The sequence below is a fragment of the Streptomyces sp. cg35 genome (assembly GCF_050410835.1).
Classification (GTDB): domain Bacteria; phylum Actinomycetota; class Actinomycetes; order Streptomycetales; family Streptomycetaceae; genus Streptomyces.
Genome location: NZ_CP191268.1, coordinates 4,110,503 through 4,124,761 on the forward strand (window position 1 = coordinate 4,110,503; position 14,259 = coordinate 4,124,761).

The window sequence follows — 14,259 nt, forward strand, 5'->3', positions numbered from 1 at the left end:
TGATGATCATTGGGGGTGCGATGCTTTCATTTTCACAATCTGGAAAGTCGCCTCAGCCGCAGACAACGAGGTGAACCGGCCGGGTTGGGGACAACGGGGTGGGAAGGCGTCGCACGGCCGACGGGGAAGTGAATTCGCTGTGAGCGACGTGGTGTCCTTCAAGCTGCTCGGACCACTTGAGGCGGCCGCCGCCGGCCGTCCGATCCGGATCAGCAGCGCACGTCAGCGTGCGGTTCTGGCCACCTTGCTGCTCTCCTGCGACCGGGTCGTCTCGGTGGACAGCCTCACGGAGGCGGTGTGGCAGGGGGATCCGCCCGCCACCGCGCGCAACCAAATCGCTATCTGTATTACGTCTCTGCGAAGAATCTTCCGAGAGGCGTCCGCGCCGGACGCTTTGATCGAAACCAGCCACCCCGGCTACATACTCCACTCCGCGCACTGCTATATCGACCTGAAGGATCTGAACCAGTCGGTGGCGCGGGCCCGAATGGTGGCGGCACACAGTGAACAGGCCGCGGAGGCGACCGCGTTGTTCGAGCACGCTCTCGCCCTGTGGCGGGGACCCGCGCTCGACGGACTCGCCGGCACGCACATCGATGACATCTCCGGTCAGCTGGCCGAGTTCCGCCTCGATGTGAGCGAGGAGTACGCGGCCCTCCAACTGGGCCTCGGCCACCACCAGAAGGTCGGTCCGCAGCTCGCGGCCCTGGTGAAGGAGCACCCGCTGCGCGAGCAGGCCCGGGCCCACCTCATGCAGGCCCATCACATGGCCGGGCGGCGCGCCGAGGCACTGCAGGTCTACCGCGAGGGCCGACGGGCCCTGGTGGACGAACTGGGCATCGAACCGGGGCCCGTACTCCAGGAGATGCACCGCCGGATCCTGCAGGGCGGCGACGGCCCCGAGGGGTTCGCCGAACATCCGCGACCGGCCCGGGCCGCCGCCCCTGAACCCGCGCCGGTCCCCGAGCCCGTTCCCGCGCCCGCCCCCGTCGCCGTCCCGGCACCCGCCGCCGCCGCGCCGCAGCCCGAGCCCGGCACCGGACCCGGTGCGCCGGCCCAACTGCCGCTCGCGCTGTCCACGTTCACCGGACGCGAACCGGAGATCGAGGCGCTCGACACGCTGTTGCACCGCAGTTCCGACGGGTCCTCGCTCGCCGTGGCCGTCGTCACCGGGGTGAGCGGCATCGGCAAGAGCGCGCTGACCGTGCACTGGGCCAACCGGATCGCCGACCGCTTTCCCGACGGGCAGCTCTTCATCGACGTACACGGTTACCACGAGTCGAACCGGCCGCTGTCGTCCATGTCCGTCCTCGACCAGGCGCTGCGCGGGCTCGGCGTGTCCAGCGCGCAGATCCCCGCCGGGCTCCAGGAGCGCGCCGCCCTGTACCGCTCCCTGCTGAACGACAGGAAGCTGCTCATCATCCTGGACGACGTGCGCTCGTTCACGCAGATCCAGCCGCTGCTGCCGGGGCGCGGCCAGTGCCTGGTGCTCATCACCAGCCGGGACCCGCTGGACGAACTGGTCAGCGACTACGGAGCCGTTCAGATCCACCTGAACGTGATGACGACGGACGAGGCCGACCGGATGCTCGCCACCGTGATCGGCCGCGAACGGGTCGCCGCGGAGCCGGACGCCGCGGCGCGGCTCGCGGAGCTGTGCGGACATCTGCCGCTGGCCCTGCGCATCGCCGCGGGCCGCCTCACCCCGCGGCCCTACCGGTCGCTGCGCCGGCTCGCCACGCGGCTGGAGGACCGGGCGGGGCGGCTCGACGTGCTGAGTTCCCCCGAGGGCGGCGTCCGCGCCGGATTCTGGCTCAGCTACCGGGAGTTGTCGCCCGAGGCGGCCCGGCTCTTCCGGCGGCTCGCGCTGCTCCCGGTGGCGGGCTTCGCCTCCTGGGCGGGCGCCGCCGTCCTGGACGCGGACCTGACGGAGGCCGAGGACCTGCTCGAACAGCTCGTGGACGCACAGCTGTTGGAGGTCTCCATGACCCGCGCGGACCTGCCCGCCCGGTTCCGCTTCCACGAACTGCTGCGGCTCTTCGCCTGGGAGCGCTCGCACGAGGAGGATCCCGACGACGCGCGCGCGGACGCCCTGGAGCGCACCTACGGGACTCTGCTCACGCTCGCCGACAACGCACACCAGCAGCTGTACGGGGCGGGCCATCTGCCGGGCCATCGGGGGCTACTCGCCCGCGAGCTGCCGGCGGACGCGGTGGCGGAGCTGCTCGCCGACCCCCTGGAGTGGTTCGAGTCGGAACGCGACGCCATCCTCGGCATGGTGGACGCGGCGACGCGGCGCGGCGACGCCGGCCACGCCTGGGAGCTGACCGCACGCACCGTGCCGCTCTTCGAGATGCGCAACTACCTGGAGGACTGGCAGCAGGCCGCGCAGAGCGCCCTGGAGTGCGCCCGGCTCGCCGACGACGCCTTCGGCGCCACGGTCATGCTGCGCTCGCTCGGCTCGCTCGCCATCTACCAGCGCCGCTACCAGGACGCGGAAGGCCTGCTGACCTCGGCGATGGAGCTGCTCGACCAGGCCGACGACCCGCACGAGCGGGCCGTCGTGCTGCGCAACCTCGCCCTGTGTGCCCGGTTCCGGGGCGACCTCGACGGCGCGGCCGAGCGCTGCCGTGCCGCGCTCGACCGGTTCCGGCAGACCGACGACCTGGTCAGCGGCTCCCACGCGCTGGGCCTGCTGGCGCAGATCGAGCTGGAGCGCGGCAACAACGAGATCGGGATCGCGCTGACCCGGGAGGCCATCACGGCCGGCGCCGAGGCCGGGTCGATGCGCAGCCGGGCGCAGAACATCTACCGGCTCGCCGAGGCGTATCTGCGCATCGGCGATCTGCGCGATGTGGTCGCGACCTGCCACGAGGTCATCGAGCTCACCCGTGCGCAGGGCGACCGGCTCGGGGAGGCGTACGCCCTGCGCGCCCTGGGCGAGGCCCAGTGGCGGCAGGGGCAGTTCGGCGCGGCCGACGCCACCCTCGGCGAGGCGTTCACCGCCGCCGAGAGCGTCGGGGACCGGTTCCTGCAGGCCCGGATCGAGACCGACCGGGCCTGCTCCGAAGCCCTGCGGGGCGACGCCGCGGCGGTGGACCGGCTACGGCGGGCCCATCAGGCCTTCACCCTGCTGGCCGCGCCCTCGTGGCAGGAGCGCGCCGCCCGGCTCATCGACGTGGCCGGCGGCGTCGCCGACGGGCGGCCGGTCCCCCTGGAACAGCTCCTGGCCACCCGGTGATCCCGGACTACTTGGTCCAGGGCAGGTCGTTGTCGTCGTCTCCCTCGCCCAGGGTGGTCACCGTGTCGCTCACGAAGGACGTCACACCCGCGACGCCGGCCTCCGGGGCGGGACCCGTCCAGGGCAGGTCGTCGGCACCGGCCGTACCTCCGAGGAGCGCGATGTTCACCGCGACCGCACCGAGCACCGAAACGACGAGACCCGTCTTCTTCTGCATGTTCTGAAACCCCCTCCGTAGCTGATCTCTTCAGCTGGGCCAAACCGTACCCCAGCAAATTGTTGCGCCAATTTCTCCTCGATTTCTCGCGCCCGCGGCCGGAGAAAATGAGCCGACATACCCTCCGGCTAGGGTCTGCTCCGATGTCGAGCAGGAGGGGGAAGAGCGTGCTCAAGGAGATTGGCGTCGGGGTGGATGCGGAACGCGCCTACCGTGCTCTGCTGAAGCGGCCTGGGGCGAGCCCGCAGCAGATGGCCGAGCAGCTCGGATGGCCGCTCGACAGGGCGGCGGGAGCGCTCGACGAGCTCGCCGGGCTCGCCCTCGTGCAGACCTCGCAGGAACATCGGGACGGCACCCGCGCGGTGGATCCGGAACTCGGTCTCAGATCGCTCGTCCAGTCCCAGGAAAGGGAATTGCTCAAGCTCCAGCTGTCGCTCTCCGAAAGCAAACTGGCCGCCGAAAAACTCATTTCGGAATATCGGCGGGGCGCCGTCACGGGGGAAATCGACTCGGTGCAGCTCGCCAGTGGCCCGGACGCGATCCAGGCCTGCATCGAGAAGGTGAGCCAGGAGTGCCGCGAGGAGGCACAGGCGCTGCTGCCCGGCGGCGCCCAGCCCGCCGACCGGCTGCACGCGGCACGGCCCCTCGACCGGATGCTCCTGGAGCGGTCCGTGCACGTGCGGTGCGTCTACGCGCACAGCATCCGCAACGACCGCCCGACCACCGAGTACGCCCAGTGGCTGAGCGAGCAGGGCGGTCAGGTCAGGACGGCGCCGCACCTGCCGCTCAGGATGCTGATCTGGGACCGGAACAAGGCCCTGGTGCCGCTCGACCCGGACCAGCCCGACCGGGGGGCGTTCCTGCTGTCCAGTCCCGGTCCGGTGGCCGCGCTGCGCGCGTTGTTCGAGCAGGTGTGGAGCCAGGCGTCACGCTTCGGCCAGGAGCGGGCGCCGGGCCGGGCGCGGGAGCTGAGCGACGAGGAGGGCGCCGTGCTCGGGCTGCTGGCCGGCGGGCTCACCGACGAGGTGATCGCCCGGAAGCTCGGCGTCTCCGTGCGCACGAGCCGGCGGATCACCGCCGAACTGATGGCCAAGCTCGGTGCCCGCAGCCGCTTCCAGCTGGGCGCGCTGGCGGCGCAGCGCGGCTGGCTGACGGCCTAGGGCCGGTCCGGGAAGGACGTGTCAGCCCCGCAGATACGCGAGGACCGCGAGCACCCGGCGGTTGGTCGTGTCGTCGAGCGACAGGTCGAGCTTGGTGAGGATGGAGCCGAAGTGCTTGCTGACGGTGCCCTCGCTCACGACCATGGCCGCGGCGATCGACGCGTTGGACTTGCCCTCCGCCATCAGCGCGAGCACCTCCTGTTCCCGTGCGGTCAGCCGGGACATCGGGTCGCGGCGGTGTCTGATCAGCTGCCGCACCACCTCGGGGTCGACGACGGTGCCGCCCTCGGCGACCCGGTGCACCCCGTCGATGAACTCCTCGACGTGGCCGATGCGTTCCTTGAGGAGATAGCCGACGCCGGTGCCGTCGCAGGAGTCCAGCAGGTCCTCGGCGTACGTGCGCTGCACGTACTGACTGAGCACCAGGACGGGCAGCCCCGGCCGGGCCCGGCGCAGCGCGATGGCGGCGCGCAGGCCCTCGTCGGAGAAGCCGGGCGGCATCCGCACATCGGTCACCACGATGTCGGGCCGGTGTGCGGTGACGGCCTCGGTGAGCTCGTCCGCGGTGCCGACGGCGGCGACCACCTGGTGGCCGAAGCGCTCCATGAGGCCGACCAGGCCCTCGCGCAGCAGCACGCTGTCCTCGGCCAGCACGATGCGCAGCATCAGTTCCTCAATCAGGGGTTTGAGCAGGGGACTTGAAGGCGGAACACGGTGGGGCCGCCGGGCGGACTGGACACTAGCAGCCGCCCGTCGAGGACCGAGACACGATCGGCGACACCCAGCAGTCCCGTGCCCTGCGCGGTGTCCGCGCCGCCGTGGCCGTCGTCCTCGACCTCCACGACCAGCTGCCCCTTCGTCAGCCGGCCGCGCACCTGGGCGCGGCTCGCGCCGCTGTGCTTGGCGACGTTGGCGAGGGCCTCGCTGACCGCGAAGTAGACGGCTGTCTCGATGGCTTCCGGGGGGCGCCCGGGCAGGTCGAAGTCGACGTCGACGGGGACCGCCGAGCGGTCCGCGAGATCCTCGACGGCCGCCACGAGACCGCGGTCGGTGAGGACCTGGGGGTGGATGCCGCGGATGAGTTCCCTGATCTCGACGAGGGCGGTGGCCGCCTCGTCCTGCGCCGTGGCGAGCAGGCCGCCCAGCGGCCCGTCCGGCGCGTCGAGCCGGGCGAGGCCCAGCGTCATGGACAGGGCGACGAGCCGCTGCTGCGCGCCGTCGTGCAGATCGCGCTCGATCCGGCGCCGCTCGGCCTCGAACGCGTCCACGAGGCGGATCCGCGAACGGCCCAACTCCTTGATGCGGGTTGTCAGTTCACCGGTGGGCGAGGACAGCAGGAAGCGGGTGAGGGCGGCCCGGCCCGCGGCGATCGCGCCCAGCGGGTAGGCGAACACGGGCAGCAGCAGCGCCCCGGCCAGGGCCGCGCCGAGCGCCCCCGGCCAGCTGTCCACGATCCACATCTTGAGGACCCGCGCCTCCTCGCCGTCGAACGCGAGCATCACCGGCGTCGCGAGCAGCCCGCCGCACACGGTGAGCACGGAGCCCACGACGAGTGCTTCGAGGGGCCACAGCAGGAAGCCGAAGAGCACCGCGTAACCCAGCTCGCGCCAGGTGCTGCGCTCCTGCAGCCGGGTGCGCAGCCATGCGGTGAGACCGGTGCGGCCGGGGTCGCGGTGCGGGTCGGCGATCGGCTCGGTGTCGATCAGGCGCAGCCGTCGGCGCTCCAGCGAGGCGAGCGGCACACCGGTGAGGACGAGCACGAGCAGCAGCGGAAGTCCGACGACGACCACGGTCAGCACGCCGCCCGCCACGGCGAGCAGCACCAGGGTGAGCAGGGTCGCGGCGCCCAGCGGCACGCTGCTGAGCAGATACAGCGCCGCGCGCCAGGGCCAGCCGCTGAGCACGTAGCGGCGCAGATGCAGCCGGGTCCAGATCGTCGGGGAAGGCATGGGCCGCACGTTATGAGACCTTCCGGGGCCGGACCACCCAGCTAGGTCCACCATCGGGGTGGGCCCTGGCTGCCCGCCAGGAGTGATCCCAGCTGCGATGTGCCGGACGGGCGGCGCGCGGTCTTCTTGAGACCGGACGCACCGGGTGCGTCCGGCCCCGCCCGGCGGGGCCGTGGCTCGGCGAGGGGACCGAAATGGCCTGGATCCAGGAACAGTTGGCGGCTGTGCCCGCGTGGCTGACGCTGCTGATCGTCTTCCTGCTTCCCATGGCGGAGCCCGCGCTGCCGCTGCTCGGCATGCTGCTCCCTTCACAGACCGCGCTGATGGCGAGCGGCGTGCTCGCGCACCACGGCAGTCTTCCGGTGCCCGCGGCGATCGCGATGGCGGTGCTCGGCGCGCTCGCGGGCAATGTGGTCGGTCATCTGGTGGGGCGGCGCTGGGGGCCACGGCTCGCCGCGAACCTGCCGGCCCGGGTGACCGGTTCGCGCAGCTACCGCACGGCGCTGCACACCGTGGGCACGTACAGCGCGCGGGCGGTGCTGCTCGGCCGGTTCAACGCGGCGCTGCGCACCCTGGTGCCCGTGATGTGCGGCGCCGCCGGCGTCCCGTGGGCCCGCTATCTGGGCCTGTCCCTGCTCGGCAGCCTGCTGTGGGCGCCCAGTTGTGTGGCGGTCGGGCTGATCGCGGGCGGTTCCTGGCAGAAGTGGGGCGGCTCCGGTGTACTCGCCGGGGCGTCCGCGGCGCTGCTGCTCACCAGCTCCCTGCCGATGCTGCTCTCGTACCGGAAGACGAGAAACGCCCAGGCCGCCGCCGAACTCACCACCGCCCGTTGAGGTACGTGAGGAGTTCGTCCTCGCGCGGCACGAGGTAGAAGTGGTCGCCGGGAAAGACCTGGTGCTCGTACGTGGACGTGGTGAGCGGCTGCCAGGACAGCAGGTCGGCCAGGGAACAGCCGGGGTCGCTCACGCCGCCGACCGCCGTGAGCGGTGCGCGCAGCGGCGCCGGGTCGGTGGGCCGGTAGGACTCGATGAGGCGGAAGTCGCCGCGCAGCGAGGGCAGCAGGAGCGGGCGCAGGTCGGGGTCGTCGTAGACGGCCGAGCCCAGGTCGCCGAGGCCGCGGGCGGAGGCGACGAGGCGGTCGTCGTCGAGGAGATGGAGCGTGCCATCGCGTTCGGTGTGGGGTGCGCCGCGTCCGGAGACGACGACCAGCTCCGGGACGACGCCGTGCCGCTCGTCGAGCCGGCGTGCCACTTCGTAGGCGACGGCGGAGCCGAGGCTGTGCCCGAACAGGGCGAGAGGAACGCCGAGTTCGGGCTGGAGCGCGTCGGTGATCCGGTCGGCGAGCTCCGCCATGTTCTCGGCGCACGGTTCGGCCAGCCGTTCCTGGCGGCCGGGGTACTGGGTGGCGAGCAGTTCGACGCCGCGCGGCAGGCGCGCCGCCCAGCCGTGGAACAGGGTCGCCGTGCCGCCCGCGTGCGGGAAGCCGATCAGCCGCAGCCGGACCGCCCCGTCCGCCGTCGGATAGCGGCGGAACCACCGGCTCCTGATCCCGGCACCTGCGACGCCCATGCGAACCCACCCTCACGCTGTCGTGGCACGGCCCCGCTCGGGCCCCGTCCCCGTCATGATCCGCCGGTTCCGGGCCCGATGGCGGGGCGCGCGCGGGCAGGACGCTGCCGCTGCAGGTTCCTGCACCCCGACGGCCTGCACTTTTCGTGCCGGGTGCAGCCATCGTGCACAGGAGGGTGGAGCTACCTCCACCCCGAAGACTCCGTCCCGCTCCGATGTGACCGTCGGGCGGGCCCGATTGAGTGGACACCATGAATCAAGCAGCCGTCCGGCTCCGCACGGTGACCCGGTCCTACGGGACCGGTGAGAACGCGGTCACCGCCCTCGACCAGGTCAGCCTCGACATTCCCCGGGGCACCTTCACCGCCGTCATGGGGCCGTCGGGCTCCGGCAAGTCGACCCTGTTGCAGTGCACGGCGGGGCTGGACCGGCCGACCGGGGGGCAGGTGTTCCTCGACGAGACCGATCTGACCCGGCTGAGCGAGAAGAAGCTGACCCTGCTGCGCCGGCAGCGCATCGGCTTCGTCTTCCAGGCCTTCAACCTGCTGCCCGCGCTGACCGCGGAGCAGAACGTCGGGCTGCCGCTGCGGCTCGCGGGCCGCCGCCCGAGGCGGGCCGAGGTCCTCGAGGTTCTGGAACAGGTGGGGCTGCGCGAGCGGGCCGGACACCGGCCCAGCGAGATGTCGGGCGGTCAGCAGCAGCGGGTGGCGCTGGCCCGCGCCCTGGTCACCCGGCCCGAGGTGCTGTTCGGTGACGAGCCGACCGGCGCCCTGGACTCCACCACGAGCCGGGAGGTCCTGACGCTGCTGCGCGCCATGGTCGACCGCGGCCAGACGGTCATCATGGTGACGCACGATCCGGTCGCCGCGTCCTACGCGGACCGGGTGCTGTTCCTCGCCGACGGCCGGGTCCGCGACGAGCTGTACGCGCCGTCGGCGGAGCAGGTCGCCGAGCGGATGACGGCCCTGAGCGCCGCCGTCCCGTCGAAGGCCGCGGCGGTGGCGTCGTGCTGAGTCTCGCGCTGCGCGGCATGCGCACCCGCTGGGTCACCTTCGTCGGCTCGTTCCTGGCGCTCGCGCTCGGCGTGGGGCTCATCGCCACCACGGGTCTGGCGCTCGCGGCGACGTTCGACGCGCCGGAGCGCGGCACCGAGCGGTTCGCCGAGGCGAAGGTGGTGGTGCAGGCCTCGGACCAGCTGAAGGTCGACACACCGATCGGTGTCCGTGCGTCGACGCTGACCGACCCGCGGGCCGTCCCGGAGAAGCTGGCGGAGCGCCTCGCCGCGGTGGGCGCCACCGCCGAGGACCGTACGTTCCCGGTCTCGGTGTCCGGCGGTGCGCGCCTCGGCGAGGACGCGGGCGCGCCCGTGGGCCACCCGTGGACGATCGCCGCCGCCACGCCCTACCGGCTCTCCTCCGGACGCGCCCCCTCAGCGCCCGGCGAGGTCGTCGTCACGACCGGGCCCGGCGCGCAGGTGCGTACCGGCGACCGGATCGAGGTGGGCACGCCCGCGGGCACCGGCACCCGCACGGTGGTCGGCACGGTGCCGGGCGCCGGATTCGAGTCGGCGGTGTTCTTCACCGCCGCCGAGGCCGCCCGCGTCTCGCCGCGGATCGACCGCGTCACGGTGGACGCCGATCCGGCCGCGGTCCGTGCGGCCGTCGGCCCCGGCTCGGGCATGTCCGTGCTGACCGGCGACGACCGGCGCCGCGCGGACCCGGACCCGGACCGTGACAAGGAGGCCCTGGTCTCGGTGAACGCGCTGCTCGGCACCGCGGCCGGCATCACCGCGTTCGTCTCGGTGTTCGTGGTGGCCTCGACGTTCACCTTCGCGGTGGCGCAGCGCAGGCGCGAGTTCGGCCTGCTGCGGATGGCGGGCGCGACGCCCGGTCAGGTGCGGCGCATGGTGTACGCGGAGGCCCTGGTGATCGGGGTGCTCGCGTCGGGTGCGGGCTGCCTGCTCGGCCGGTGGGGCGCGCCGCGGCTCGCCGCGTGGATGTCGGGGCAGGGCATCGCTCCGGCCTGGTTCCGGATCGGGGAGCAGACCTGGCCGCTCCATGTCGCCTTCTGGACCGGGCTGTTCGTGGCCTTGTGCGGGGTGGTCGTGGCGTCCTTCCGGGCCGGCCGTACCGGCCCCACGGCGGCGCTGCGGGAGTCCGCCGTCGACAGCGGCACCATGCCGTGGAGCCGCCGTCTGGTGGCCGCGGCCGTGCTGCTCACCGGCCTCGGGCTGCTGGTCATGGCGCTGGTGGAGAACCCGGGCGACGTGCTGAAGCGCAAGACGTACATCACGCAGCCGATGCTCCTCATCGTGGCGTTCGCGCTGTTCGCGCCGGTCCTGGTGCGTCCGCTGACCCGGCTGCTCACCTGGCTGCCCGCCCGGCTGCCGGGCGCCGTGGGCATGCTGGCGCGGGAGAACGCGGCGGCCGGGGTGCGCCGGACGGCGGCCGTGGCCGCGCCGGTCATCATCACCGTGGCGCTGGCCTGCTCCCTGATGGGCACGACGGCCACGATCAACGAGGCCAAGGCCGCCGAGGCCCGTACCCAGACCCGGGCCGACTTCGTGGCGTCGGCGGGCGACGCGGGCCGGGCGCTGCCCGACCGGTTCGTCCGGGCGGCCCGCGCCGTGCCGGGTGTCACGGTCAGCACGTCCCGCTCGACCGGGGTGACCGTCCTGGAGGAGGGCACCGCCCTGGTCCGCTCGGAGGCCCGCGCGGTCGCCGACCCCGAGGACCTGGCGGCTGTCTCGGAACTGCCCGTGGTGGCGGGCAGGTTGAGCGATCTGGACGATCACAGCATCGTCGTCAACGAGGAGTGGCTGACCACCCGCGTCGGCCAACAGGTCCCCGTCTGGCTGGGCGACGGCCGCAAGGTGAGCCTGCGGATCGCCGCCGTCCTCGCGGTCGGCACCGGCAGCAACGGCGTCTACCTCACCGACCACAACGCGTCGGCCGCCGGCATCGACCGCGTCGACATCAAGGTCACCGGCGACGCCGACCGGGCGGCCGTCGCCCAGCGGCTGCGCGCGGCCGGCGAGGCGAGCGGCGTCGAGGTGCGCACCGCGGGCCGGTGGGTGGACACGCACTACCCGCGCTCCAGCGAGTCCACCCGGCTCGGCCTGCTGATGATCCTGGCCATCGCCCTGGTCTACACGGGCATCGCCCTCGCCAACACGCTGGTGATGGCGACCACCGACCGGGTCCGCGATCTCGCGGCGCTGCGCCTGACCGGCGCGACGAAGGCCCAGGTGCTGCGGCTGGTCGCGGTGGAGTCGGTGATGGTCGTCGTGGTCGGCGCGGTGCTCGGCGCGGCGGTCTCGGCGGTGAACCTGCTCGGCGTCTGGGGCGCCCTCGGGCTGCTCGACGTGTGGTCCGGGGTCGTCGTGCCCTGGCCGACGGTCGGCGCGGTGATCGGTGCCAGCGCGGTCCTCGCGGTCCTCGCGGCGGCCCTGCCCGCGTCGTTCGCGCTGCGGACCCGGCCGGTGGAGCTGGCGGGCATGCGGGAGTAACCGGCGGACCGCGCCGAAGAAGCCGTCGTGGACACGTACCGATCCCTACGAGCCCGAGAGGCAGTAAACGTTGACGAGTGAGACCGGTGCGGCCGGGTCGATGTTCAGAGAATTCCTGCGCTCTCCCCTTCAGGTCGGCGCCGTGGCCCCCAGCTCGCGCCGGCTCGCCACCGAGGTGGCGGTTCCCGTGCCCGAGTCCGGCGACCCGGTGGTCGTCGAACTCGGGCCTGGCACCGGCGCGTTCACGGCGGTCATCCAGGAGCTCCTGGGCGGCCGCGGCCACCATCTGGCCGTGGAGATCAATCCCCGGCTCGCCGCGTCGCTCGCCGCACGCTATCCGCGGGTGCGGGTCCTGAACGCCGAGGCGTCCGCGCTGCCCCGGCTGCTCGAGGAGTGCGGGCTCGGCCCGGCGGACGTCGTCATCAGCGGTCTGCCCTGGGCCACCCTGCCCCGGCCGGTGCAGCGGACGACGCTCGACTCGGTGCGGCAGGCCCTGGCTCCGCAGGGGGCGTTCACGACGTTCGGCTATGTGCACGCGACGCGCCTGGCCTCCGCCCGGCGGTTCCGGCGGATGCTCGGCTCGTCCTTCGAAGAGGTGGTGCCGGGGCGCACGGTGTGGGGCAACGTGCCGCCGGCCTTCGTCTACCACACCCGGCGGCCGCGCCCCCGCAAGGCGTCCGCCGCCCTCAACCTGCCTGCCGCACGCGACAGTTCGTGCGCCGCGGCAAGCACGGTCATGCGCGCCTGAATCCCCCGGAGCGCGCATGAGTCCGCCGCCGTACCTGTCCGGTACGGCGGCGGATCCGTTTCGGGGCCGGCCCGCGGCGTCAGCCGTCGGACGGCTCCGCCATCGCGACCGCGATCTTCCGCGGCCCGGTGAACGGCTCACGGGCGTGCGCGGCCAGCATGTTGTCGACGACCAGGACGTCGTGCCGCTCCCAGTCGAAGCGGGTGCTGGCGTCCCGGTAGCACTGGCGCAGATGGGCGACGACGTCGTCCGGGATCGGCGCCCCGTCGCCGTAGTAGGAGTTGGTGGGCAGGTCCTCGGGCGCGAAGATCTCCAGGAGGCCGTCGCGCACATCGGGGGCGACCGTGCTGACGTGGAAGAACGTGATGTGGTTGAACCACACCGTCTCCCCCGTCACCGGGTGGCGGTGCACCGCGTCGCGCACCGCCGTGGTGCGCAGCCCGCCCGCGGTCCATTCCACGTCGATGCCCTTGCTCGCGCAGTACGCGGCGACCCGCTCCTTGTCGTCGGTGTTGAACGCCTGCTGCCACGGAACGCCGAAGTCCTCGTGGAAGTTGCGCACCACGCGCCAGCGGCGCCGGGTGAACTCCTCGCGCACCTCGGGGTCGATGGCCGCGTGGACCGCGCGGATGTCGGCGAGCGGGGTGGCGCCGAGCGTGTGGGCGGGCTCGATGCAGAAGAAGTACAGGGTCTGCGGCCAGACCGACTGGTACGAGTTCTCGTTGTGCAGGAAGATCTCCTCGTCCGCCGGGTAGTCGGTCGAGGTGTACACCTGCCCCTTGATGGTGCTGCGCGGCGATGAGCGTTCCGCGTACGTGAGCGGCGGTGTGCCCGACAGGGCGTGCACCGAGCCGTTGAAGCCGTCGACGCCGTCGACGGCGAAGCCGCGCAGCAGGACCGCGCCGCGTTCGGTGAGGGCGGCGCGGATGCCCGCCCGGTGCTGTGCGATGTACGCGCCGATCTCGGCGTCGGGGTCCGGCGCGAGGAAGACCTTGGGCAGGTGGCCCGGCAGGTCGATGCCCCGGGCTGTTGCGGCGGTAGACGGCGAGCTCGCCTGGGTGGTGACGGTCATGGTGGGTCATCAGCTCCTGGAGGAGGCGAAGGGTTCGAGGACGGAGTGGGAGAGCGGGGTGCCCTGGGCGCGCAGGACGACGGGGCCCGTACTGGCGGCGGGCCTGGCGAGCGCCACGAACAGGTCCGCGCGGCTCGGCACGTCCTGGACGAGCCAGTCGCCGCCGGCGCCGTCCGCGCAGGAGACGACGAGCGGGCCCGGGTCCTCGGGATGGACCTCGAGGGACTTGAGGTCCCCGGTGATACCGACGCCGATCGCCTTCACAACCGCCTCCTTGCGGGTCCAGCACCGCAGGAAGGCGGCCTCGCGGGCCCCGTCGTCCGGCAGGCTGTCCAGATGGTCGAGTTCGGACGGGGACAGGACGAGCGACGCGGCGCCGGCCGGGCTGCCCGACCGGCCGTCCTCCACGTCGACCCCGACCTGCCCCGCGCAGGTCACCGCGAGGGCCCAGTGCGGGCCCGCGTGGGACAGGTTGAACTCCAGTTCCGTGTCCGGCGCTCGGACGACCGGCCTGCCGTGCCGCGGGTCCGCGCACCACGGGCAGGGCGTCGTGCCGAACCGGATGCCCGCGGGCGCCACCCCCAGATACCGGGCGAGCACCCGGCGTACGGCGATGTGGGCGCCCGCGTAGCGCAGGCCGTCGAGGCGTGACCTGCGGCGCATCACCTCGCGCTCGGCCGCGGAGAGCAGTCGCAGCTCGGCCGCGGACGGCGGGGCGTGCGTGGCGCCCTGCCAGAGGTGGACACCGCCGCTGTCGCACAGGGCGCGGTATTCGCGCTCAGCGGTACTCACCGG

Annotated in this window: 12 protein-coding genes; 6 read left to right on the forward strand and 6 right to left on the reverse strand. The window is 73.0% G+C overall.

The genetic code is table 11. From position 1 onward, the window contains the following. Positions 1–139 precede the first annotated feature (139 nt). Complete coding sequence (locus ACQUQD_RS18655) at positions 140–3,241, forward strand: AfsR/SARP family transcriptional regulator (RefSeq protein WP_428953236.1); 3,102 nt, start codon at positions 140–142, stop codon at positions 3,239–3,241. Positions 3,242–3,248: 7 nt separating this feature from the next. Here ACQUQD_RS18655 and ACQUQD_RS18660 read toward each other — a convergent pair whose 3' ends face one another. Beyond that, positions 3,249–3,458 (reverse strand): hypothetical protein, encoded by a 210-nt coding sequence (locus ACQUQD_RS18660; protein WP_428953237.1) that lies wholly within the window; start codon positions 3,456–3,458, stop codon positions 3,249–3,251. 167 nt (positions 3,459–3,625) lie between these two features. Between ACQUQD_RS18660 and ACQUQD_RS18665 the strand changes: the two genes are divergently transcribed. Next, positions 3,626–4,618: a LuxR C-terminal-related transcriptional regulator gene (locus ACQUQD_RS18665; protein ID WP_428953238.1), complete on the forward strand. Its 993-nt coding sequence runs from the start codon at positions 3,626–3,628 to the stop codon at positions 4,616–4,618. A 21-nt stretch (positions 4,619–4,639) separates the two neighbouring features. Here ACQUQD_RS18665 and ACQUQD_RS18670 read toward each other — a convergent pair whose 3' ends face one another. Then, entirely contained in the window at positions 4,640–5,284 is a 645-nt protein-coding gene (locus tag ACQUQD_RS18670) for a LuxR C-terminal-related transcriptional regulator (protein ID WP_428953239.1), read from the reverse strand. 11 nt (positions 5,285–5,295) lie between these two features. Beyond that, positions 5,296–6,567, reverse strand: coding sequence for a sensor histidine kinase (locus ACQUQD_RS18675; RefSeq protein WP_428953240.1), 1,272 nt, complete (start codon positions 6,565–6,567; stop codon positions 5,296–5,298). A gap of 194 nt (positions 6,568–6,761) precedes the next feature. Between ACQUQD_RS18675 and ACQUQD_RS18680 the strand changes: the two genes are divergently transcribed. Beyond that, positions 6,762–7,400 (forward strand): DedA family protein, encoded by a 639-nt coding sequence (locus ACQUQD_RS18680; protein WP_428953241.1) that lies wholly within the window; start codon positions 6,762–6,764, stop codon positions 7,398–7,400. Here the strand turns inward: ACQUQD_RS18680 and ACQUQD_RS18685 are convergent. After that, positions 7,384–8,136 carry a thioesterase II family protein gene (locus ACQUQD_RS18685; protein WP_428953242.1) on the reverse strand — a complete coding sequence of 251 codons (753 nt, stop codon included), beginning with the start codon at positions 8,134–8,136 and terminating at the stop codon, positions 7,384–7,386. The two genes, ACQUQD_RS18680 and ACQUQD_RS18685, sit on opposite strands and share 17 nt — an antisense overlap. 251 nt (positions 8,137–8,387) lie before the next feature. On the opposite strand from ACQUQD_RS18685, the gene ACQUQD_RS18690 reads away from it, so the two are divergent. The 3 genes from ACQUQD_RS18690 (at position 8,388) to ACQUQD_RS18700 (ending at position 12,392) form a co-directional block, all read left to right on the forward strand. Further along, a complete protein-coding gene (locus ACQUQD_RS18690; RefSeq protein ID WP_428953243.1) occupies positions 8,388–9,149 on the forward strand; it encodes an ABC transporter ATP-binding protein in 762 nt (253 codons plus the stop codon). Beyond that, the gene (locus ACQUQD_RS18695; protein ID WP_428953244.1) at positions 9,143–11,644 is read left to right on the forward strand and encodes an FtsX-like permease family protein; all 2,502 of its coding nucleotides are present in this window, start codon (positions 9,143–9,145) and stop codon (positions 11,642–11,644) included. Before ACQUQD_RS18690 ends, ACQUQD_RS18695 begins: the two co-directional genes overlap by 7 nt. A 100-nt stretch (positions 11,645–11,744) precedes the next feature. Further along, positions 11,745–12,392, forward strand: a complete 648-nt coding sequence (locus ACQUQD_RS18700; protein ID WP_428953245.1) for a class I SAM-dependent methyltransferase — start codon at positions 11,745–11,747, stop codon at positions 12,390–12,392. Positions 12,393–12,471: 79 nt separating this feature from the next. On the opposite strand, the gene ACQUQD_RS18705 is transcribed toward ACQUQD_RS18700, so the two are convergent. Together ACQUQD_RS18705 and ACQUQD_RS18710 are read right to left on the reverse strand one after the other, a co-directional pair. Continuing rightward, entirely contained in the window at positions 12,472–13,464 is a 993-nt protein-coding gene (locus ACQUQD_RS18705; protein WP_428953246.1) for a TauD/TfdA family dioxygenase, read from the reverse strand. Between the two features lie 9 nt (positions 13,465–13,473). After that, positions 13,474–14,256 carry a 4'-phosphopantetheinyl transferase family protein gene (locus tag ACQUQD_RS18710; RefSeq protein WP_428953247.1) on the reverse strand — a complete coding sequence of 261 codons (783 nt, stop codon included), beginning with the start codon at positions 14,254–14,256 and terminating at the stop codon, positions 13,474–13,476. Between the last annotated feature and the right edge of the window lie 3 nt (positions 14,257–14,259).

Excerpts from the sequence above, each read along its gene's own strand:
- ACQUQD_RS18660 (WP_428953237.1), bottom strand. The coding sequence starts at position 3,458 with ATGCAGAAGAAGACGGGTCTCGTCGTTTCGGTGCTCGGTGCGGTCGCG.
- ACQUQD_RS18670 (WP_428953239.1), bottom strand. The coding sequence starts at position 5,284 with ATGCTGCGCATCGTGCTGGCCGAGGACAGCGTGCTGCTGCGCGAGGGC.
- ACQUQD_RS18675 (WP_428953240.1), bottom strand. The coding sequence starts at position 6,567 with ATGCCTTCCCCGACGATCTGGACCCGGCTGCATCTGCGCCGCTACGTG.
- ACQUQD_RS18680 (WP_428953241.1), top strand. The coding sequence starts at position 6,762 with ATGGCCTGGATCCAGGAACAGTTGGCGGCTGTGCCCGCGTGGCTGACG.
- ACQUQD_RS18685 (WP_428953242.1), bottom strand. The coding sequence starts at position 8,136 with ATGGGCGTCGCAGGTGCCGGGATCAGGAGCCGGTGGTTCCGCCGCTAT.
- ACQUQD_RS18690 (WP_428953243.1), top strand. The coding sequence starts at position 8,388 with ATGAATCAAGCAGCCGTCCGGCTCCGCACGGTGACCCGGTCCTACGGG.
- ACQUQD_RS18700 (WP_428953245.1), top strand. The coding sequence starts at position 11,745 with ATGTTCAGAGAATTCCTGCGCTCTCCCCTTCAGGTCGGCGCCGTGGCC.
- ACQUQD_RS18705 (WP_428953246.1), bottom strand. The coding sequence starts at position 13,464 with ATGACCGTCACCACCCAGGCGAGCTCGCCGTCTACCGCCGCAACAGCC.